Here is a 20,354-nt window from a genome sequence, read left to right as displayed (position 1 = left end):
TATTTTTTTAAGAAACTTTTTCAACCTGAGTAAAATCTAACTCTACTGGAGTTGGTCTACCGAAGATTGATACGTTAACTTTAATCTTTCCTTTATCACTTACTGCTTCAATCGTTCCTACGAAGTTAGCGAATGGTCCTTCAATAACCTTAACGCTCTCACCTTCAGAGAAATTAATAGAAGTACGTGGTTTTTTGAACCCGTCTTCCATTTGAGTTGTCATATAAGCAGCTTCCTCATTCGTAATTGGAGCTGGTTTATCTAACGTTCCCCCAACAAAACCAGTGATTTTGTCAGTACTTTTAACAAGGTGCCAAGTCTTATCATTCATGATCATCTTAATCAAGACGTAACCTGGAAAAAACTTTTTCTTGATGGTCTTCTTCTTCCCGTTAGCAGTTGTAACAACTGTTTCTTCCGGAACAAGAACCTCGGCGAAAAGGTCTGTCATTTTATAGTTAACGATTCTCTCTTTAAGAGATTTTGTTACTTTGTTTTCTTGTCCAGTCTGAGCTTTTGCGATGTACCATTTGAAATCTGGTGTATCACCTTTAGCTAGCTCGACAGTTTCATGTGAATTTGATTCAGCCATAATTAACTACCAATTAATGTTATTAATAAACGAACTCTAAAATCTTTTTGAAGATGAAATCGACTGCAGTAAAGATACCAGCAACGATAACAAGTGCAATCGCAATTCCGATTGTCATCTTTACAGTTGCATCCTTTGACGGCCATACAACTTTTACAAGTTCATTATAAACTTCTTGAAGGTAAGAAGATGTCTCACTGTTCTTCAGGATGTAAATAAACGTCCCTACACCAGTTAGAAATCCTAGACCCTGGGCTACCATGCTATAGCTAGAAATTTTCGTTTCTAGATCAAACCAATCCCCTAACTGACCTACGAATTTATAGACAACGTAACCTGCTAGTACTGAAGCAATTACAGTTAAAGCTGTAATCCACTTTCTTGAGTCTTCGCTCTTAATGATCGACATAGTTAACCTTTCTTTTACTGGATAAAAAAATAGAATCTAATACATATGCAAGAAAAAAGCTAATTTGTCTAGAGAGAAGTGAGATTTCACCGATGACACGGTGTGAATGAAAGAAATAATATTTAAAGTGGCGGGCGCAGTAGGATTCGAACCTACAACCAAGTGATTTGGAATCACCTACTCTACCATTGGAGCTATACGCCCAGCTCAATAAAAATACTATCAGAAGACAAGAGGACAAAAAAGTGGGCCGGAAAAAACCGGCCCACTGTTAAAAACTTTTTTGGAAATCTTAGAATTAATCTAGGATTTCAGAAACTGTACCAGCACCGATCGTACGTCCACCTTCACGGATAGCGAAACGAAGTGACTTTTCCATAGCGATCTTAGAAATAAGCTCTACTTTGAAAGAAGTGTTGTCACCCGGCATGATCATTTCAACACCTGGGTTAAGTTCGATTGATCCAGTTACGTCTGTAGTTCTGAAGTAGAACTGTGGACGGTATCCTTTGAAAATCGGAGTGTGACGGCCACCCTCTTCTTTTGTAAGGATATATACTTCACCATTGAACTTAGCGTGTGGAGATACTGATCCTGGCTTAACAAGACACTGACCGCGCTCGATATCTTCTCTCTTCGTTCCACGAAGTAGAAGACCAGCGTTATCCCCAGCTTGACCTTGGTCTAAAAGCTTACGGAACATTTCGATCCCTGTTACAGTTGTTTTTTGTACGTCACGGATACCTACGATTTCGATATCTTCGTTAACTTTAATAATTCCACGCTCAATACGTCCAGTTACAACCGTTCCACGACCTGAGATCGAGAAAACGTCTTCCACTGGCATAAGGAAAGGCTTATCAACATCACGAGTTGGAGTTGGGATATAAGCATCTACTGCGTTCATTAGTTCTACGATTTTTGATTCCCCAATTTCTGGGTTTCTTCCTTCAACTGCAGCAAGAGCTGAACCAGCGATGAAAGGAATTGCGTCACCTGGGAAATTGTATGATGAAAGAAGTTCTCTCATTTCCATTTCAACAAGTTCTAGAAGTTCTGGATCGTCTACCATGTCTACTTTGTTTAAGAAAACAACTAGAGCTGGTACACCAACCTGACGAGCAAGAAGGATATGCTCTCTAGTTTGTGGCATAGGTCCGTCTGCTGCTGAACATACAAGAATACCACCGTCCATTTGAGCGGCACCAGTAATCATGTTTTTAACGTAGTCAGCGTGACCTGGGCAGTCTACGTGAGCGTAGTGACGAGCTGCTGTTTCATATTCAACGTGTGCTGTATTGATTGTAATACCACGTGCTTTTTCTTCTGGTGCTGAATCGATATCTGCATATGATTTCGCTGCTCCACCATGGATCTTAGCCATAGTCATTGTAATAGCAGCTGTTAATGTCGTTTTACCATGATCTACGTGACCAATAGTTCCGATGTTAACGTGAGGTTTTGAACGGTCGAATTTTTCCTTAGCCATCTGGTTTCTCCTTCTTCGATTACTCTTTTAACTTTTAAAAAGAATCAATTTTTATATGTAGCAATTATAACGGGTTCTAAATTAAGTCAACAGTATGCCCGCGATGCTTCCTCCTGACAAGAGGAAAAAGTGGAGCTCCAGATGGGAATCGGACCCACGACCTCTCCCTTACCAAGGGAGTGCTCTACCACTGAGCCACTAGAGCATTTTCATACGATATTCAAAAAAATTTTAATAATGTATTAGGTAGAGAAATGGAGCGGGCGACAAGATTCGAACTTGCGACATCCACCTTGGAAGGGTGGCGCTCTACCAACTGAGCTACGCCCGCATAGGACTTTTTGGTAAGAAAATGGTGGAGAGAGAAGGATTCGAACCTTCGAAGGATCGCTCCGACAGATTTACAGTCTGTTGCCTTTGGCCACTCGGCAACCTCTCCTCATTTCAACACTAACGAAAAAATAGATGGAGCTGACTATAGGAATCGAACCTACGACCGTCGGTTTACAAAACCGATGCTCTACCAACTGAGCTAAGTCAGCGTACAGTATCTAACCGCTATGCTAGGGGTAATTTATAATCTAGCGGCCTTTTAATGGCAATATTTTTTTTACTTTTTTTTGAAATTAAATTCCACCAAATATTTTTTCCATGGCAATTGCAGCGGCAACTGACACGTTCAAAGATTTGATTTTCCCTGCGGGTTTAAAAGAAATTGTCGTGTCTACAACGCGACTGACGGCGTGTGACATTCCCACATCTTCAGCACCCAAAACTAAACAAATTGGTTTTGTTGTGTCGATTGAACCAAGGTCTGCGGTCGCGTGTTCTGATAAACCGATGCAGATTGCGCCCAATTCTTTTATTTTTGTGATGGTTTTTGGCAGGGCCGAACAACGAACGATTTTTACGTGTTCAGTTGCACCCGAAGCGATACGTGAAAAACCAGGCCCTAGGCCGAAATTCCCTCTCGCTGAGATAAGAATAGCGTCTACACCGTAGAAAGCTGCTGTACGCATGATTGCAGCGCCGTTGTGGGCATCTGTAATCTGATCGAGAGCTAGGATTTTAATAGGGATTCTGCTTTCTAATTGTTGGTAGATCCAAGTTGGTTCCCAAATATTAATCGGACTTACCAACATGAAGATACCACTCGGCACACGTTGGAATTCCATTTCAAGATCGCGGTAATTTTTTTTAGCTTCTTCTTGAAGAGCATGACCTTCCAACCATCTCACTTTCGTAAGAGGGATTTCAGAATCTTTGAGTCCACTGCGCTTTTTGAATTCCTGGAAGCCTTCATCCGTTGTGACAATTTCAAAAATTTGTCTCTCAGGATTTCTGATGGCCTCAGCAATGCTGTGGATTCCAACGATCATGTCATGCTCTATCTCTGTCATATAGATCCTATTTCAAAAGGTTTTTTAAAGTCGAAATCAGGTCTTCTCTTTTTACTTTCGTAATTGTTCCTGTTTTTCTCTCGATCACTTCTAACTCGCCAGAAGCACCAAAGTCTCTTTCTCCTAAGACTACTCTGTATGGCAATCCTAAAAGATCTGAGTCTTTAAATTTGTTTCCTGGGCCTACGTTTCTGTCGTCGTAAACAACTTCTAAACCAGCTTTTTTCATGTCGCCGTAGATATCGTCGGCGATTTGGGCGAACTCAGGAGCTTTCACAATTGTTGCGAAGTAAACGTCGTATGGCGCGATTGCTTTTGGCCAGACGATACCATTGGCATCGTGGTTTTGTTCAATCGCTGCAGCTACAACACGTGTAACTCCAATTCCGTAACAACCCATTAATGGAGTTGCTAGCTTTCCGTTTTGATCAAGGACACCGACTTTCATCGCTTTTGTGTACTTGTCACCTAGTTGGAAAACGTGACCGACTTCGATACCGCGTTTTTCAACGACAGTGTGTTTTCCGTCCATCGTTAAGTCGCCAGCTTTTGAAAGTCTTAGGTCTGCCATCGTTAATTTTTTCATATCGCGTTTTGGATTAAATCCACTTACGTGAGCGTCTTTTTTATTGGCACCGATAACATATGAAGCTTCAACATTTACTTCGTTGTCGAAGATAATTTCTAGTTGGTCTTCTAATCCAGCAGGTCCGATATAGCCTTTCCAAAGTTTTGCTTTTTTAAGTTCTTCTTCAGAAGATGCAGCAAGGTGATCGCACTTTAAAAAGTTTTGAAGTTTGATTTCGTTAACTGAATCGTCACCAATAACCATGGCAAGAATCATTTTTGAGACTTCACCAGTTGTTGCCGTGTACACCATCGATTTTAAGCTTTGGTTTGATGTTAATCCTAGCATCTTACTTACGGCATCGATTGTTTCTGCTTTAATCGTCTCCACTTCTTTCATTGGAATAATGTTCATGTCGTATGGAGCAGAAGCTTTTTTAGTTTGAGCTTTTTCAATGTTAGCAGCGTATTTTGCTTCTTGTGAGTAAATGATTAAGTCTTCACCAGAGTTTGCTACAACCTGGAACTCGTGAGTTTTTGAATCTGCAGAGGCCATGGCTCCACCGTCTGCTTCAACTGGAATGAATTCCAGTCCAAGGCGTGTGAAGATCGCCGTGTAAGCGTCGTACATGGCCTGGTAGCCAACGTCCAAGCTCGCTTTGTCCAAGTGGAAAGAGTAAGCGTCTTTCATTGTGAATTCGCGTCCTCTCATCAAACCGAAACGTGGTCTAATTTCATCGCGGAATTTTGTGTTGATCTGATAAAGTGTAACCGGTAACTGCTTATAAGATTTTATTGTCGATCTGAAGATATCAGTCACAGTCTCTTCGTTAGTTGGAGAGATACAAAGGTCAGCGCCTTTTTTATCTTTAAAGCGAAGCATAAGCCCGCCCATCTTGTCCCAACGACCTGTCTCTTGCCATAACTCTCCTGGAGTCACGACAGACATTGTGATTTCGAAACATCCGATTTTATCTAATTCTTCGCGGACGATAGTTTCAACTTTTCTAATTGAGCGTAGACCCATTGGTAGATAGTTATATAAACCTGAACCCGACTTATGGATAAGACCAGTTCTAATCATTAATTGGTGAGAAGCAATTTCAGCGTCTGCTGGAACTTCTTTATACGTTTGCCAAAAACCTTGAGAAAGTTTCATATGAATACCTTTGGTGAGATTAAATTAAAATGATGTTACTACAAACGACTTACTAATGAAATGACGGTTGTAGTGCTCTGGGGAGTGCGAATGCCTCTACTGTCTCGCGTTCAAGCGATGCAGCTGAAACAATCTCAAAGGCAGAAGGAGTAGCGAGAAGCTTTCTGCACAGAAGATTGTGAACGTGGTGACCTGACTTGTAAGTCGTAATTTTACCAGCGATTTCATAACCCATAAGCGCGATATCGCCTACTGTGTCTAGAATTTTATGGCGAATGAACTCGTCAGCGAAACGAAGACCTTCTGGGTTAATGACCTTGTAGTCATCCAGAACGATTGCGTTATCTAACGATCCACCTTTAATTAAGCCTTTTCTTTTTAGTGCATCAACATCTTTTACGAAACCGAATGTGCGGGCACGGCCGATTTCATTGATGTAGTTTTCGCATGAGAATTCAAAAACTTTGTTTTGAGTTTTGATTGTCGGGTGAGCGAAAACAATTGTTGAATCGATGATGAGTTTTGACGAAGGTTCGATCTCCGCCCACTTGTCGTCGAATTCAACGCGTACTTTTTCAAGCACGATTAAGAATTTTTTTGATTTGTTAAGAGTTACAATTCCCGTTTCCTTTAAAAGGAAAACGAAAGATGCACCTGAACCATCCATGATTGGAACTTCGGGCCCGTTGATTTCGCAAAAAACGTTTTCGATTCCGAAACCATAAAAAGCTGAGAGTAAATGCTCAACAGTGTGAACAGCGTTTTGTCCTTCACCAATTGTCGTATTGTTTTCAGTAGCACCAACTGTCGTGGCAGTCGCGCGAAGAATTGGAGCGTTAGGAATGTCTGTACGTTGAAACTGAATGCCAGTGTCTGCCTCTGCAGGGTGCAGAGTCATTGTTACTTTTTTCCCGGAATGGATACCGATACCAGTAACTGAAAATTTCTTGGCAATAGTACGTTGGTTCAACATTATATTTGGTTACCTATTTCACTAATTCTCTAATAGTTCTCATAATTTAATGGTCGCGCAATTTTTTGGCAACTACAAACTATTATAACTCCGTTGGGACTTAGACTGAAGAATAAAACTTTGCCGGGTCAATACCCGACAAGAGCAGTCTTATATTACTCTATTTTCGTCTTTTCTAGGGGAAAATTCATAACTTATGAAAAGATTTCCAATAAAAGAAGAGTTATTTAGATTGGTTTAGTTCTAAATTTGTCAATAATTTTAGGCAGATAGAGGTCTAGCCAATGTTTAGGTTACTTCGAAATAATCAGTGTTTCATTTGGAGAATGACCTTTTCCAGCCTACTTAATCGAATTTTGATATCAGCATTCTCTTTTTTCAAGTGAACATTCTCTTCTTCAAGAGAAGCGATTTCTCTTGAGTGCTCTTCGAGAGTTGTTTGCATTGTATTCATCATCGAGAGATTTTTTTGAACTTGTTTGTGCTCTGTTTTCATTGCTTCAATAAGAAGTGCGACGATGTTGGAGTATTTAACGGCCTTGAAACCATTTGTTCCGGTTTTTACAAAAGTTGGCACGATCGCCTCGACTTCTTGGGCGATTAATCCGATTTCGTGTTCGTCATTTTTCTTCCAATCGAATTCGACTCCGCGAAGTCCTAAAACTTTTATTAAAGCATCATCGATTGTGACGATATTCTTTTTTAGTCTACGGTCTGAAACTGAAGTATATCCGCTTGAAGCGTTTACGCCACCGACAACATCAAGTGTGTACGCTGGAGTTAATGTTCCTATTCCGACGAAACCAGCATTAGTTGGATTGAGAAGAATTGTACCAAGGGCACCTGTTCCACTAGCTGTACCTGCGGAAAGTTTAATACTTCCACCATTGGCCGCTCCTGCTCCAATACCTCCAGTTAAATTAATCGCTCCAGCTGCTACTCCCTCTGTCGTGGCCCCTGATGTAATGTTCACATCTCCACCTGGCCCAGATGTTGTTCCTCCGGCACCTGCTTTGATGAAAATTTCTCCTCCAGTGCCAGTCACTCCCCCAGCACCACCGACCATACCTCTTGCAGTCGTATTGTTTCCTGGTGTTTCACAAACATGACAACTAGTTCCTGAACAAGTCGCGGCCAAAGGGCCACCAGACATAGCGAGATCGCTCCATCCTGTTGGACATGTTTTCATAATAACTTTTGCATTTTGAGGAATTTTTGAATCAGTGCCCGGAGACTGACAAGATTGATAAGTATAATTCAATCCTGCGCTACCAGGTCCTATCACTATTCCCAATGGGGCCCATCCATAAGGGCAAGATTCCATCAGAACAACCGAGCTAGCTGGCATTAGGCCTTTCGTTGCTGGGCTTTGGCAAACTCTACATGTAACACCATCACAGGTTGCAGAATTTGGGCCTGCTCCAGTTACACCGACGTCAGTCCACGTTCCTGGACACACTTTCATTGCGAATATCGAATTGGCCGGAACCCACACACTTATCCCAGGTGAATCAGCGATGACAGAAGGGATTTGTGTATCGACATAACTTTTATTGGCCACATCATCGCCAAAAGAAGGAGTAGGTATTCCATTAATTGTTCCAAGAGAAATTGTTCCGCCACCGATGAGATTTAATTTTGTTAAAAGAGCATCAAATACAGAATCAGCATCAGGAGCATGAGTCGTATCACTATTGATAATCGACGTTGTTAAAATGTCAGTAGCTGCTGGAAGACCTGAAATTTTTGCGGCCGGAATTTCTCCGTTTGCAATATTTAACTTTGCGTACGGAATATCACCGTTCGCGATATTTAGTTTTGCATAAGGAATAGCAGCAGCAGGAATATTTAATTTCGAGTAATCAATTGCAGCAGCTGCATTAATGTCAGCGTTTACAATTGTTCCATCGAGAATTTGTGTACTGTTAATTGTACCGGTAATTTTTGAGGCAGCAATTGTTACGATCTTTGCGTCTGTAACTGCACTGTCTGCAATTGAAGCCGTCACAACGGAACCTGCTCCGCCAGCTGAAAGATCATCTGCGGCCACCCAATGAGTACCATTGAATTTTAAAACTTTACCAGAGATTGGGGCCACTGATAAATCAACGTCTGTTAATTTATCAAGATCGTAATCTCCTTCCTGAGCAACAATATTTCCTGTGCGTGAGAAAACTGAAGTAACCAATGTAGAATTTCCAATCTTCTGCCAAGCAGTTCCGTTGGAAATAAGCCAGTCACCTGTCACAAATGAAGTAGCACCGATCATTCCGTCAGCGCTTACAATATAATATGAACCTGAGGCCGGAAATGGAGATGGTGTAGGTGCTGGAGGATTTGCTGAAGCATTAAACGCTCCAAGATAATTTGTTCCAGTAGCGGCACGTGGTTTCCATGTTCCAGAGACAGCATCATAAGATAAAACATCCTTATCCATCGCCGTGATTGAGCAATTAAAACTTTTGCCATTTAAAGTTGAATTACAAATTGAAAAATCTATTGGAAAAGTCGCACTTGCATTGGCATCGGATAAAATAAGATTAAAAACTTTGGAAACATCAAATGAAAAGACACTTAATGAATTAGCAATGATCTGAGTGCCCGATTGAGATTCTATATTAAAATCTTTATTTAATGAATTTCCACTAACCTTAATATTAGTTACGGCCGTAAGACCTGTCCCTGTAATGACTAATTGATTATTGATAATTTGAACTGAAGAAATTGAGGCAGAGTTAATTCGAGAAGTAGTGGTTGTGGCCTTCTTTTTTCCACTAATTGAAACTGCGCCTTTATCGACTATACAGCCGAACATCGCCAAAACACAAAAGACTATTAGTACCTGATGTTTCATATTTATCTAACTATAACTCGCTTCTATTAACTACCTCATCGGCTTCTAAATTAGGATAAGTTACATTTTGGTATTATCACTTTCATTGGAAAAAGTGCCTCGATTAGTAGGTAATCCCCGCCTAGTGCAATTAAAAAAAATTCCATTAGAATTGAAGAATGAATACATTTACAACAAGCATACTCGCGGTATTACTACTTTCTTTTGCCACTCCTCAGGTATTTGCTCAGTCAGAAAGCACACCTGACGTGTATATGATCAAGGGGAAAGAGACACTTGATAGTGTGGCAACCAAACTGATTCCCAAATATCAAGCTAAGTACAATAAGAGGATTGAGGACTTTAAGAAAGATTTAGTTCAGTGGAATCCTCAGATCAATTCCTGGAATCCAATTCCCGTTTTTAGTAATATTTATATCGAGTACCCATATCCGAGTTACATCTCGTATCCCTATGCTCCCAAACTTACCAGAGGGACAAATTACAATGTTTTGAATTCAGATTCAGAAACTCCTCTTGGAAATAAGAACTACACTCTCTTTGCGATGTATACCGCTTCTGTCGGGGATTTCCAGGAACAGATTAAAACTCAGGAAGGAAGTATCAAGAGTACTCAAAACTCTCCTTTCTCTCTAGGACTTGGAACCACTGTTTTGCTGGATAAAACAAACCGTATGATTAACTCGAGTTTTTATTGGTCGAGTCTTCGCTCTTCAAAACTCAGTGGTGATAATGTGACAGCAGGTGAGCTTGAAACAAAAGCAGAAATTGGATTCAATCTTTATTATCAACAACTAACCGCATGGCATGCACTTTCTTTTTATGGCGGTGCTGATTATGAACAATTCTCTACTTTTAATACGAATGATTTTATCGATGGTGAAACGCTTGCTTTAAATCAGAATAAAATATTTTATGCCACTGCCGGAGTCGCCCGTACGTTTTTTGTGCGCGACTATAAGTTACTTTTGAAATCTAGTATTTCGCAGTCACTAAAATCTGATACAACGTCATCTAGACCAGAAGATAAATTTGATGGACAACGTTTTACATTGTTTGCAAGTGTGAAAGGTGAAACTCAATTTACCTACCATTTGCTTTATAAACGTCATATGCTTGAAGGGCCAACGAAGCTGACCATCAATCGTATTGGTGTGGGAATCGGCTTTGTCATTTTTTAAGGAAAATTTATGAGTTCAATCTGGTTTAACAAAGACGTCTCTCTAGTACAATTAAGCAAAATGAGCCTAAACACAATGGTTTCTCACTTGGGAATCGAGCTGACAAAAATTGGCGACGATACTCTTGAAGGGACTATGCCAGTTGACGAAAGAACATTTCAACCTGCTCGCCTTCTACACGGCGGGGCCTCTTGCGTACTTGCTGAAACACTTGGAAGTGTAGCTGCCAATATGGTTATTGATACAAAAGAAAAAATGGCAGTAGGTCAGCACATTGAAGCGACTCACCTTCGTTCAGCAACTAAAGGTCATGTCCGTGGTGTTGCCAAGATGATTTACATGGGAAGAAGTTCTCAAACGTGGAGAATTGAAATCTTCAATGATGAAAACAAATTGATCTGTGATTCAAAAATCATCATGGCCATCGTTAATAAAAAATAACTACATTAAGTCAGTTTTCATTTTTACTAAATGTTCTTTTGATTTCTGACTGATCTCTCTTCCTCTAGGCGTTCTAAGGAGAAATCCTTCTTTTAAAAGATAAGGTTCATAGACGTCTTCGATTGTTGTGCGGTCTTCTGCTAAGGTCGCACACAGCGTTTCAATCCCAACAGGTCCGCCCTTGTAATAGTCTTCGATAACTTGAAGGATTTTTCTATCCATACGGTCTAATCCGTATGAGTCGATTTCCATCAGGGATAAAGATTTTTTAACAGACTCTTCTGAAATTTTGCTTTCGCCTTTCACTAGTGCGAAGTCGCGAACGCGTCTCAATATTCTATTGGCAATTCTTGGTGTTCCACGCGCGCAAGCAGCGATGAGATATAAGGCAGCTTTATCGAGAGTGATATTCAATTTTTTAGAATTGTTTTCTACGATTTCACTTAATTCATGATGATTGTAAAAATCAAAATGCAAATGGGCCATGAAACGATCACGAAGTGGGTTTGATAAAAGACCCGATCTTGTCGTCGCACCAATTAATGTGAATGGAGCGATCTGGATTTGCATTGTGCGGGCACTAGGGCCTTGTCCAATAACGATATCCAAGCGGTAGTCTTCCATTGCTGAATACAGGATTTCTTCAACTGCAACATTCATGCGATGGATTTCATCGATGAATAAAACGTCACGAGGACCTAAGTTCGTAAGGATGGCCGCGAGGTCACCTTTTTTGTCAATTCCCGGCCCCGAAATCACATGCAGTTCACTACCAATTGATTTGGCAATGATCATGGCAAGAGAAGTTTTTCCTAAACCAGGAGGTCCTGATAATAGTGCGTGATCCATTGCTGAATTTCTGATTTTTGCCGACTCAACCATAACGTCGATATTCTGGACGACTTTTTTCTGTCCAATATATTCGCTGAAATCAGTTGGGCGCAGAAGAACTTCATGTTTGAATTCTTCATTGTGGGATTCCCCACCGACCATACGGGCATTGTCTTCGTTATCAAAAATCATATTTTATAATTCTTTAAGAACCAGATGGATTAACTGCTCTGGTTTTGTGATTAAATTTGCGCCGAGAATTTTCTGAGCGATGGGAATGATCTTATCTTCTCTAAAGCCCAGTTCTTTGCAGGCCATAAGAGTGTCATTCATAATTTCGTGCTGACCAGTCGCTCCTGCTTTTACCACTTCTTCAACAAAGCCAACTTCTTCCATTGATAAGAAATCTAATTTCGCGGCCGGAGCAAGTCCGCCACGAATAATTTTTGAAGAGTCACTATACATTTTCACGCGGTCGATTTTCCCTGCTAAATCGAGAACGATTTGAGCAGCACCTTTAGCGCCAAGACCCGGAACTTTCGTTAACGTTGCTTTAGCTTCAAGGTTTACGGCATTGATGATTTCGTTCACACCGATATTAGAAATAAGGTTGTAGGCCGATTTAGGGCCGATTCCTTTTACACTTAAGAGCATTTCGAAAAGTTTTTTTGCGCGAAGAGATCCAAAACCAAAAAGCGTTTCAGAGTCTTCTTTAACAATGTGGGCAACGTAGATTGCTGCCAGAGTTCCTTCAACTAAAACTTTATTGTAGAAAACCTGGTAGCCGATTCCAGATGATGTTTGAATGATTGATTCACTTCCATCACTAAAAAGAACTTCGCCAGTTAAAAATCCTATCATACGGTCTTCCCCATTAATCTTAATTTCATATTGCGGTTAAGTGCGTGGCAAACAGCAATCGCCAGGGCATCTGATTCATCTGATGTTTTGAAAGTTAATTTTCCAAACATCATCGTCATCGCTTTATTGATGGCGTCTTTATCTGCATGTCCGTGACCGGTAACCGATGACTTCACAGCATTTGGTGCATATTCGTAAATTTTCCCCAGTCTTGTACGGGAGAAAGCTGCGATCATCGCTCCTCTTGCCTGAGCAAGTTTACTTAAAGCATCGACACTTTTTACATAAATAAGTGCTTCAACTGAAACTTCATCCGGTTGATACCTATTCATTAACTCGTCACACGTTTGATAAATCATTCCTAGTCTTTCTAAGAATTCGTCAACGTGATCATATTTTAGAACACCTGAAGCGATGTAAGAAATCTTTTTTCCCTGAACATCAATTAAAGCATAACCTGCTTTTCTCGATCCCGGGTCAATTCCAAGAATAATCACTTAGCACCTCGGCCTTTGACAAAAGTTCCGATATAAAACATCAACGATCCACCGATTAATTGGATCAATTCAAGTTTTCCGTAATCACCTTTAGCAAGACCAGCAAATAGACACAGTCCAACAGAAGCGAACCCAACTAACTGCATCCCAAGACCAACATAAAAAAACATAATATCCCTCGATAATTCAATCGTACTTAAGTTTTTTTTCTTTGTAAAAAGATCTATAAATTAGTATCATTCACGCATGAGTCAACTACTTCATTCTGCCTCAGTTAGAAAACTGATCACGAAAGGCCTTAAATCTGAATGTAAGGCACTAAAGGAAAAAAATATTTTTCCTTCTATGAAAGTCGTACTGGTTGGTTCAGATCCCGCAAGTGTCATTTACACTACAAGCAAGAAAAAATTCTGTGAGAAAATCGGTGCACTTTGTGAAATCGTTACTCTTGATGAAAAAATTTCTGAAGCTGAATTCCTAAACACAATTAATGAAATTAACAGCGATGATTCAGTTCATGGCTGTATTATTCAAATGCCGTTGCCTAAACATCTTTCGCATTTAGACGTAGGACGTTTAGTTAAAAAGGAAAAAGACGTTGATGGATTTCATCCGGAAAATCTTTATGCTCTTTTAAGTAATAACGGTGACCAACACGATTTTATTTCTTGTACGCCCAAGGGAATTCTTACTTTGATGCAAGAAAGCCAAATTAGTGTTGCTGGAAAACACGTGGTGATTATCGGTAGAAGTATGATTGTCGGAAAACCTCTTGCAATGCTTCTTACAAATCACAATGCGACAGTAACTCTTTGTCATTCGCACACAGAAAATCTAAAAGATCTTACAAAAAAATGTGACATTCTTGTCAGTGCAATTGGTAAGGCTAACTTTATTGATGAAAGTTATCTTTCTGCTAATAAAAATCAAGTTATTATCGATGTTGGTATGAACACTGACACTCAAGGCCAGTTATGCGGCGACGTTTACTTTGAAAAAGTTGTCGATCACGTTTCTGCCATCACTCCAGTTCCTGGTGGAGTGGGTCCAATGACCATTGTTTCACTAGCGCAAAACCTTTTACAAGCTAGTAAAAACAGGTTATCTCTTTAGAACTCTTTTCTTCTAGGAGATACACAATGACACTTTTAAAAACTTCATTGCATGAAGCGCACCTTGCACTAAATGCTAAAATGGCGCCGTTTGCTGGCTACGATATGCCACTACAATACTCTTCAGTTAAAGAAGAAGTAATGGCCGTAAGAGAACACGCTGGTGTTTTCGATGTTAGTCACATGGGAGAATTTTTTGTTATTGGTCCGGATGCGATTGCATTCGTTGATCATATTGTAACAAATGATTTTAAAAACGCAGAGATATTAAAAGCTGTTTACTCTCCACTTTGCCGTGAAGATGGAACAGTGATTGATGACTTAATCGCTTACAAATTAGGCACAGACCGCGTTTTAATTTGTGTGAACGCTTCTAATATCGCTAAAGACTGGGAATGGATCAGTTCTAAAGTTGGATCTTTCAACTGCGAACTATCAAATCTTTCAGATGATTTCTCTCTCATTGCGCTTCAGGGGCCAAAAGCTGAATTAATTTTACGCGACTTTGGAATAAAACTTCCAACAGACTTCCCATACTACTCAATCCTGGAAACAACTCACGAAGGTGAGAAAATTATCGTTGCTCGCACTGGATACACTGGGGAAGATGGATTTGAAGTTTTCTCAAGCCACCACTATGCAAGACACTTATGGGATAAGTTAATCTTCAATGGTGTTAGACCTTGTGGATTAGCAGCTAGAGACGTGTTACGTGTTGAAGTTTGTTACCCTCTATACGGGCATGAAATCAACGATACAGTGACTCCACTTGATGCTGGCCTTGGATGGACTGTGAAAATGGCGAAAGCTGATTTTATTGGTAAAGCAGCGCTTGAAGCCTACAAACCCAAATTCCAATTAGTAAAATTATCTCTTGAGCGCGGTATTCCTCGCGAAGGATATGACGTTTTAAACACTGAAGGACAAAAAGTTGGAACAGTAACATCGGGAACAATGTCAGTTGTGACTGGTAAAGGCGTGGCACTTGCTCTCATTGAAAAAGCGAAAGCTCCTGCTGATAAAAAATACTTAATCAACATTAGAAATACTAACTATGAAGCGAACTTTCACACGAAAGCTTTCGTAAACGGAGGACACAAGTAATGAGTAACACTATTCCATCGGAACTGAAGTACACAAAAGACCATGAATGGGCAAAAGTTGAAGGAGATACTGTAACTATCGGTATTACTGATTTTGCACAATCAGCACTTGGAGATATCGTTTTCGTTGAACTTCCAGAAGTAGGTAAGACACTAAATAGTCACCAAACTTTTGGTGTTGTTGAATCAATTAAATCTGTATCTGATCTTTTTTCGCCATTAGCGGGAACTGTTTTAGCGACAAATGCAGAAGTGGTAAACGCTCCTGAACTTTGCAATGCTGAGCCATATGGAAACGCTTGGTTGATTAAAATCAAACTTAGCAATCCTGCTGAGCTAAATTCTCTACTTTCTGCGTCTGACTACCAAAATTTTCTATCAACACTATAATTCTTTTGTAATTTAAAACTTTCGATAACTTACTCGCAAAATACTTTGAAAGAGGTATTTTGCGAGTGTAATTTACGCAGTAAAAACTTAAAAAATACTTAATTTTACGTGTGAAATTATTTAGAATTTTTTTCAGACTATGATTGATTTCTCAGAAAAAATTTTGCCTAAAAAAATCTTTACGAAGATTATTAAAAACACCATACTTCTGTCCTACACAAAGAACTGATAATAAAAATCGAATGGGATCCACTATTATATGATGTCTGAAAAACAGGACGCAATTCAGCTTCTCAATACTGCAGTCATAAAAAGCAAAGAGAAAAGAATCAATGCTAGTTATGAAGAAAGACTTGCGAAGACTTGTAACTCTCCAGTTATGAACGCATTACTAGTTGCTGTTGATCACTTAGCTGAAGAAGAAAAAATGTCTAAGGATCAAGCTGCGATTTCAATTATTGAAACGCTAAGAGAGCTAGATTCGATTTGGAACGATTACGTTCTAATGGAAGGAATCGGGAAACTGAAAGACCTTCTAAAAAATAATATCCAACACTAATTTTTAGAATTGTTTAAAAGTGCCAGATGCTAGGCGCAGAGGATTGAGAGAGGAGATGTACGTTAGTACTTCGACGAACGAAAGACGATAGCAACGACGTAGATGGTATTTTTAAACGATTCTAAGATTTGACTACGAATCCCCATTGAATTGTGGCCCTGCCGCCAACTAATAAACCTTTCGGAGGGTTTGGGAACGGGCCAGCTTTATTAAAGGACTCGATCGCTGCTTGATCGAGTTCTCTTACTCCAGAAGTTCCTTCAATCTGCATATCTACAATTTTTCCTGTTTCATCAAGAGTCACTGCTACGGACGTGATTAGGTTTTCACTCGCCGGCATTCTTCTACCTGAACGGTATAAGTTTTTAGCTTTGTCTTTAATTGAGCTTCCCCAGTGTTGTTCTAATTTCTGGCGGATGCGGTGATAGAATCCATAGTATTTAAACTCTGTCGTATTTAGATTCGTCATATCTCCCAATGGAACTTCTTCAACGAAGTCATTGTTTTGAGCAAGACCAGTTTTCCCTAGTTTTCCTCTATCAACACCTTCAGCTCCAGCGACAGATTCTTTTGCCAGAGTTTTCGTCATTTCATCCAGAGTTTCGGCCTCTTTTTGCATTTTTTCTACATCGGCCATCTTAAATCCACCAAGATCACTCAGTGTAAGTTGTTTTTTGGCCTTTTTGGGCGGTGTTGTTGCTACTTTCTGAGCTTTCGGTTCAGCTTGAGCAAGTGTCGTTTTAGAGCCTGTTTTTTTACCTAATCCGGCCTCTTTAAAAGATCCATTAGCGCGAGCAATTGTCTGACGCTCGAACGTCTGGTCTTTTTCACCTAAAAAACGTGAATCTAGCGGGCGATCGAGCTTGCCATTTGTTTCATTGGCAACGACCTGTTTATTCTGGCTGTCTTTGATCGCTTGAAGTTGTTTTTTTGAGATGATTTTTACTGAGTCGAATGAGTTACCTTTATCTGCAAGTTTTGCTGCTTTTAAAAGTTGTTCGTTGGGAGTTACGAAATGATTTTCTGTATTAACCTTCACCATGAAAGCTAAAAAACTAAAGTGAATGGCCATCGAAAATAGGAATGAATACGAAATTTTTTGGCGGTCAATTTTTAGTAATTTCATATTTCTTCCTTAATTCACCAATCAGTCGTCACCCGTGACGAGACTCTATAAGGATATTATCGGAAAAAGGGAGACAAAAGTTAAGCCGGAGTCTCCTTAAGATTTTCCGGCCATAACTTAATTTATCGTCTATTGATTTTCAAAATACTCATCATCGCCTAATGGCCTTGTTTTTTGAGCAGTTCCACCTTCTTCCACTGGAATGTCCGGCATTTCTGCATAAGACTCCAATATAGATCCTGCTGAATTAGGTGCAACTTTACGACCAGTTTTTTTCTCAATCCATGCTTGAGTAATTCCGGCCGGTACTTCAAATGAATCGTCGCCGTATTTTCTTATTGTCGCGCGCATATACTCTTTCCATACGGAAATAGGTGAACGTCCACCAGTTTCACCGAAGCCTAGAGTCTTGTTGTCATCAAATCCTGTCCATACTGCTGTCACAATATTAGGAGTAAACCCAACAAACCAAGCATCAATATAGTCGTTCGTTGTCCCAGTTTTCCCTGCTACGTTTGGCCCAAGCTCGCGAGCAGCTCCACCGGTACCAGAAGAAATAACACCTCTTAAAAGGTTCGACATTACATAAGCTAAACGTGGATCGTACACTTGTCTTCCCGAAAGATTTCTTGTGTATGGATTTCCAGTTTGTGCCACTCCAATTTCGTCAGCTGATTTTTCTTCATCAACTGATGCCGGAATTTTCATATCTTTTTCAACTTCATTAATGGCGTATTTTTTTCCATCGCGGTCAACAACTGAAACAATCCCTCTTGGTGTAACAAAACGTCCACCATTGGCGAAAATTGCATAAGTTGTCACCATATCGCGAGGAGAAACTCCAAAAGTTCCAAGAGCGATACTTAGGTTAGCCTCAAGCTTAGCGTTGAATCCAATTCTGTTGGCGAATTTTAGAATATTACTTACACCAACTTTATCAGCGATTTTAATTGTCGGAATGTTTCTTGATTCTTCCAAAGACTGACGGAATGTAACCGGCCCTTTATAACCTCCATCATAGTTTTTTGGTTTCCAGCTTGAAGCAGAGTCAAACCCTGGCATTGCTTCTGGTGTATCCATGATGATGGTTGAAGGCGTGTATCCATTTTCCAGTGCAGCTGCAAAAAGGATTGGCTTAAATGAAGAACCTGGTTGTCTCTTGGCCTGAACAACACGATTGAATTTAGAAGTATTGTAATTGCTTCCTCCAACGTAGCTTACGATGTCACCCGTTTTAGCATCCATTGAAAAGATTGCACCTTGAACTTCGGCCACTTGATCAAGCTGACATAAAATGTATTTTTGATTGCGCACTAAAGCAGCACTCTTCATTTTTGTTAGAAGGGCCGTTCCATCTTTATTTAAATAAGGAGCTAACTGCACAGAGTTTTTAACCATCTGAACGTAGACTAAATCCCCTACACGCAAAATCGTCGAAGGTTTTGAAACTTCCTGATAGTAACCAGTGTTTTCGTTGATACTTCTCTTGTGGGCCCATTTGAAATAATCAAAAGGAATAATCCCAGGCGATCCAGCAAGAGAGACGTGAATTAATCTTAGTCCATCATCAACTTTTGTAATAACTGCTTCATATTGAGTGTTTGTTTTTAGAGTGTTGATGATGTTGTCATTGGCAGCTAAACCATGGACAAAGTTTTCATCTCCAGAAGCAGTTTCCTGATCTGTAATCTCTGATCTCATCTGATCGTAAGCTTTCTCATCGAAATGGTACTCATAGATTTTTTCGTTCTTTTCATTGATCGTGAAAAAAGTTGATTTGTTTTTGAACAGCGTTTTTCTTGCTTGTTTTTCAAACTTCTCGAACTCTTCATTTCCGATATGAGCGAATGGGCCTTTGTATCCCTGACGCTTATCAATTTCTTTAATCCCTCTTTGAATTTGATCTTCTGCAACTTGTTGCAGATCCCAATCAAGAGTTGTTTTAATTTTAAATCCATCAACTAAGAATGATTTTTCTCCAACAGCTTCAACAACTTTTTGTCTTACCCATTCTGTAAAATACCCGGCCTTAAGAATGTCTTCATTAATGTGATAAACAGTCTGCTCTTTCAAGGCTTCTTTATATTGAGCATCGGTAATTTTTTTCAGGGTGTGCATACGCCCTAAAACATAACCTTGTCTCATTCTCGCTGCGTGGGGGTTCACAAAAGGTGAATACTTCCCTGGAGCAACCAGAAGACCTGCCAGCATTGCTGATTCAGCAACCGTCATATTCTTTAGTTCTTTATTATAATATCCACGAGCGGCCGCTTTAACACCGTAATAACCACCACCAAGATAAACCTGGTTCAGGTATAAATAGAGAATTTCTTTTTTGGTTAATTTTTCTTCAATTCTTTGGGCAAGAATAAAGTCTTTTAACTTTCTGGTGATTGAGCGCTCAGAACTAAGTAGAAGGGATTTGGCAACCTGCTGAGTGATCGTCGATCCACCCTGCACAACTCTCCCCGCTTTAAAGTTTGCAAACATCGCACGCGATAATCCCCAATAGTCGACACCTTTGTGCTCGAAGAATTTATCATCTTCAGCCGATAAGAATGCATCGATCACTCTTTGAGGGACATCTTTCATCTCAACGATTTCTCTTTTCTCCAGACCAAGTTCGGCCAGGATCACTCCATCTTTTGAGATAATTTGCGAAGCAAGATTTGGCTTATAATCCTGAAGTTTATCAATCTTTGGTAAGTCCAGATTGAAATATGTAAATGCCAATGCACCCGTCATTCCGGCCAGGAGTCCAACTCCCAGTAGTGCGAAGATAATTCTAACGATTAAACTCTTCATCATCG

Annotated in this window: 19 protein-coding genes and 5 tRNA genes; 6 read left to right on the top strand and 18 right to left on the bottom strand. The window is 40.0% G+C overall.

Annotation, left to right across the window (positions count from 1 at the left end; genetic code table 11):
* Positions 1–7 precede the first annotated feature (7 nt).
* From nusG to SHI21_RS01795, 12 genes are all read right to left on the bottom strand, one after another.
* The gene (gene nusG, locus SHI21_RS01850) at positions 8–592 is read right to left on the bottom strand and encodes a transcription termination/antitermination protein NusG (RefSeq protein ID WP_323574414.1); all 585 of its coding nucleotides are present in this window, start codon (positions 590–592) and stop codon (positions 8–10) included.
* Positions 593–614: 22 nt separating this feature from the next.
* Entirely contained in the window at positions 615–1,001 is a 387-nt protein-coding gene (gene secE, locus SHI21_RS01845) for a preprotein translocase subunit SecE (RefSeq protein ID WP_323574413.1), read from the bottom strand.
* Between the two features lie 128 nt (positions 1,002–1,129).
* Positions 1,130–1,205: transfer RNA gene (locus tag SHI21_RS01840), tRNA-Trp, on the bottom strand.
* Positions 1,206–1,299: 94 nt separating this feature from the next.
* Positions 1,300–2,490, bottom strand: a complete 1,191-nt coding sequence (gene tuf, locus SHI21_RS01835; protein WP_323574412.1) for an elongation factor Tu — start codon at positions 2,488–2,490, stop codon at positions 1,300–1,302.
* A 130-nt stretch (positions 2,491–2,620) separates the two neighbouring features.
* A tRNA-Thr gene (locus SHI21_RS01830) sits at positions 2,621–2,695 on the bottom strand.
* A 50-nt stretch (positions 2,696–2,745) separates the two neighbouring features.
* A tRNA-Gly gene (locus SHI21_RS01825) sits at positions 2,746–2,821 on the bottom strand.
* Between the two features lie 22 nt (positions 2,822–2,843).
* Positions 2,844–2,929: transfer RNA gene (locus SHI21_RS01820), tRNA-Tyr, on the bottom strand.
* A 27-nt stretch (positions 2,930–2,956) separates the two neighbouring features.
* A tRNA-Thr gene (locus SHI21_RS01815) sits at positions 2,957–3,032 on the bottom strand.
* 84 nt (positions 3,033–3,116) lie between these two features.
* Entirely contained in the window at positions 3,117–3,890 is a 774-nt protein-coding gene (locus SHI21_RS01810; protein ID WP_323574411.1) for a TrmH family RNA methyltransferase, read from the bottom strand.
* A gap of 7 nt (positions 3,891–3,897) precedes the next feature.
* A complete protein-coding gene (locus SHI21_RS01805) occupies positions 3,898–5,616 on the bottom strand; it encodes a proline--tRNA ligase (protein WP_323574410.1) in 1,719 nt (572 codons plus the stop codon).
* Positions 5,617–5,668: 52 nt separating this feature from the next.
* Positions 5,669–6,589 carry a UDP-3-O-acyl-N-acetylglucosamine deacetylase gene (gene lpxC / locus SHI21_RS01800; RefSeq protein WP_323574409.1) on the bottom strand — a complete coding sequence of 307 codons (921 nt, stop codon included), beginning with the start codon at positions 6,587–6,589 and terminating at the stop codon, positions 5,669–5,671.
* A gap of 307 nt (positions 6,590–6,896) precedes the next feature.
* Positions 6,897–9,404 (bottom strand): tail fiber domain-containing protein, encoded by a 2,508-nt coding sequence (locus SHI21_RS01795; RefSeq protein WP_323574408.1) that lies wholly within the window; start codon positions 9,402–9,404, stop codon positions 6,897–6,899.
* A 197-nt stretch (positions 9,405–9,601) separates the two neighbouring features.
* Here SHI21_RS01795 and SHI21_RS01790 point away from each other — a divergent pair, with 197 nt between their 5' ends.
* Both SHI21_RS01790 and SHI21_RS01785 read left to right on the top strand, forming a co-directional pair.
* Entirely contained in the window at positions 9,602–10,624 is a 1,023-nt protein-coding gene (locus tag SHI21_RS01790) for a hypothetical protein (protein ID WP_323574407.1), read from the top strand.
* Positions 10,625–10,633: 9 nt separating this feature from the next.
* On the top strand, positions 10,634–11,065 hold the full coding sequence (locus tag SHI21_RS01785; protein ID WP_323574406.1) for a hotdog fold thioesterase: 432 nt from the start codon (positions 10,634–10,636) through the stop codon (positions 11,063–11,065).
* On the opposite strand, the gene ruvB is transcribed toward SHI21_RS01785, so the two are convergent.
* Genes ruvB through SHI21_RS01765 form a run of 4 tightly spaced genes read right to left on the bottom strand, consistent with a single transcriptional unit; the run spans position 11,066 to position 13,424 of the window.
* Entirely contained in the window at positions 11,066–12,088 is a 1,023-nt protein-coding gene (gene ruvB, locus SHI21_RS01780; RefSeq protein ID WP_323574405.1) for a Holliday junction branch migration DNA helicase RuvB, read from the bottom strand.
* Between the two features lie 3 nt (positions 12,089–12,091).
* Positions 12,092–12,757, bottom strand: coding sequence for a Holliday junction branch migration protein RuvA (ruvA, locus tag SHI21_RS01775; RefSeq protein ID WP_323574404.1), 666 nt, complete (start codon positions 12,755–12,757; stop codon positions 12,092–12,094).
* Positions 12,754–13,254, bottom strand: coding sequence for a crossover junction endodeoxyribonuclease RuvC (gene ruvC, locus SHI21_RS01770; RefSeq protein WP_323574403.1), 501 nt, complete (start codon positions 13,252–13,254; stop codon positions 12,754–12,756). The genes ruvA and ruvC overlap by 4 nt, the downstream gene beginning before the upstream one ends.
* Complete coding sequence (locus SHI21_RS01765) at positions 13,251–13,424, bottom strand: hypothetical protein (RefSeq protein ID WP_323574402.1); 174 nt, start codon at positions 13,422–13,424, stop codon at positions 13,251–13,253. The genes ruvC and SHI21_RS01765 overlap by 4 nt, the downstream gene beginning before the upstream one ends.
* A 76-nt stretch (positions 13,425–13,500) precedes the next feature.
* Between SHI21_RS01765 and SHI21_RS01760 the strand changes: the two genes are divergently transcribed.
* The 4 genes from SHI21_RS01760 (at position 13,501) to SHI21_RS01745 (ending at position 16,418) form a co-directional block, all read left to right on the top strand.
* Positions 13,501–14,367, top strand: coding sequence for a bifunctional 5,10-methylenetetrahydrofolate dehydrogenase/5,10-methenyltetrahydrofolate cyclohydrolase (locus SHI21_RS01760; protein ID WP_323574401.1), 867 nt, complete (start codon positions 13,501–13,503; stop codon positions 14,365–14,367).
* A gap of 26 nt (positions 14,368–14,393) precedes the next feature.
* Positions 14,394–15,470 (top strand): glycine cleavage system aminomethyltransferase GcvT, encoded by a 1,077-nt coding sequence (gene gcvT / locus SHI21_RS01755; protein WP_323574400.1) that lies wholly within the window; start codon positions 14,394–14,396, stop codon positions 15,468–15,470.
* Positions 15,470–15,859: a glycine cleavage system protein GcvH gene (gene gcvH / locus SHI21_RS01750; protein ID WP_323574399.1), complete on the top strand. Its 390-nt coding sequence runs from the start codon at positions 15,470–15,472 to the stop codon at positions 15,857–15,859. The genes gcvT and gcvH overlap by 1 nt, the downstream gene beginning before the upstream one ends.
* Positions 15,860–16,118: 259 nt before the next feature.
* Complete coding sequence (locus SHI21_RS01745; RefSeq protein WP_323574398.1) at positions 16,119–16,418, top strand: hypothetical protein; 300 nt, start codon at positions 16,119–16,121, stop codon at positions 16,416–16,418.
* A gap of 121 nt (positions 16,419–16,539) precedes the next feature.
* Here SHI21_RS01745 and SHI21_RS01740 read toward each other — a convergent pair whose 3' ends face one another.
* Both SHI21_RS01740 and SHI21_RS01735 read right to left on the bottom strand, forming a co-directional pair.
* Entirely contained in the window at positions 16,540–17,544 is a 1,005-nt protein-coding gene (locus SHI21_RS01740; protein WP_323574397.1) for a cell envelope integrity protein TolA, read from the bottom strand.
* 129 nt (positions 17,545–17,673) lie between these two features.
* Positions 17,674–20,349: a penicillin-binding protein 1A gene (locus SHI21_RS01735; RefSeq protein WP_323574396.1), complete on the bottom strand. Its 2,676-nt coding sequence runs from the start codon at positions 20,347–20,349 to the stop codon at positions 17,674–17,676.
* Positions 20,350–20,354 lie beyond the last annotated feature (5 nt).

It is taken from the genome of Bacteriovorax sp. PP10 (assembly GCF_035013165.1).
Classification (GTDB): domain Bacteria; phylum Bdellovibrionota; class Bacteriovoracia; order Bacteriovoracales; family Bacteriovoracaceae; genus Bacteriovorax; species Bacteriovorax antarcticus.
This window is presented reverse-complemented; position numbering and strand designations above follow the sequence as displayed.

Excerpts from the sequence above, each read along its gene's own strand:
- tuf (WP_323574412.1), bottom strand. The coding sequence starts at position 2,490 with ATGGCTAAGGAAAAATTCGACCGTTCAAAACCTCACGTTAACATCGGA.
- SHI21_RS01810 (WP_323574411.1), bottom strand. The coding sequence starts at position 3,890 with ATGACAGAGATAGAGCATGACATGATCGTTGGAATCCACAGCATTGCT.
- gcvH (WP_323574399.1), top strand. The coding sequence starts at position 15,470 with ATGAGTAACACTATTCCATCGGAACTGAAGTACACAAAAGACCATGAA.
- ruvA (WP_323574404.1), bottom strand. The coding sequence starts at position 12,757 with ATGATAGGATTTTTAACTGGCGAAGTTCTTTTTAGTGATGGAAGTGAA.
- SHI21_RS01745 (WP_323574398.1), top strand. The coding sequence starts at position 16,119 with ATGATGTCTGAAAAACAGGACGCAATTCAGCTTCTCAATACTGCAGTC.
- SHI21_RS01760 (WP_323574401.1), top strand. The coding sequence starts at position 13,501 with ATGAGTCAACTACTTCATTCTGCCTCAGTTAGAAAACTGATCACGAAA.
- ruvB (WP_323574405.1), bottom strand. The coding sequence starts at position 12,088 with ATGATTTTTGATAACGAAGACAATGCCCGTATGGTCGGTGGGGAATCC.
- lpxC (WP_323574409.1), bottom strand. The coding sequence starts at position 6,589 with ATGTTGAACCAACGTACTATTGCCAAGAAATTTTCAGTTACTGGTATC.
- SHI21_RS01790 (WP_323574407.1), top strand. The coding sequence starts at position 9,602 with ATGAATACATTTACAACAAGCATACTCGCGGTATTACTACTTTCTTTT.
- secE (WP_323574413.1), bottom strand. The coding sequence starts at position 1,001 with ATGTCGATCATTAAGAGCGAAGACTCAAGAAAGTGGATTACAGCTTTA.
- SHI21_RS01765 (WP_323574402.1), bottom strand. The coding sequence starts at position 13,424 with ATGTTTTTTTATGTTGGTCTTGGGATGCAGTTAGTTGGGTTCGCTTCT.
- SHI21_RS01805 (WP_323574410.1), bottom strand. The coding sequence starts at position 5,616 with ATGAAACTTTCTCAAGGTTTTTGGCAAACGTATAAAGAAGTTCCAGCA.
- SHI21_RS01735 (WP_323574396.1), bottom strand. The coding sequence starts at position 20,349 with ATGAAGAGTTTAATCGTTAGAATTATCTTCGCACTACTGGGAGTTGGA.
- SHI21_RS01785 (WP_323574406.1), top strand. The coding sequence starts at position 10,634 with ATGAGTTCAATCTGGTTTAACAAAGACGTCTCTCTAGTACAATTAAGC.
- nusG (WP_323574414.1), bottom strand. The coding sequence starts at position 592 with ATGGCTGAATCAAATTCACATGAAACTGTCGAGCTAGCTAAAGGTGAT.
- gcvT (WP_323574400.1), top strand. The coding sequence starts at position 14,394 with ATGACACTTTTAAAAACTTCATTGCATGAAGCGCACCTTGCACTAAAT.
- SHI21_RS01795 (WP_323574408.1), bottom strand. The coding sequence starts at position 9,404 with ATGTTCGGCTGTATAGTCGATAAAGGCGCAGTTTCAATTAGTGGAAAA.
- SHI21_RS01740 (WP_323574397.1), bottom strand. The coding sequence starts at position 17,544 with ATGAAATTACTAAAAATTGACCGCCAAAAAATTTCGTATTCATTCCTA.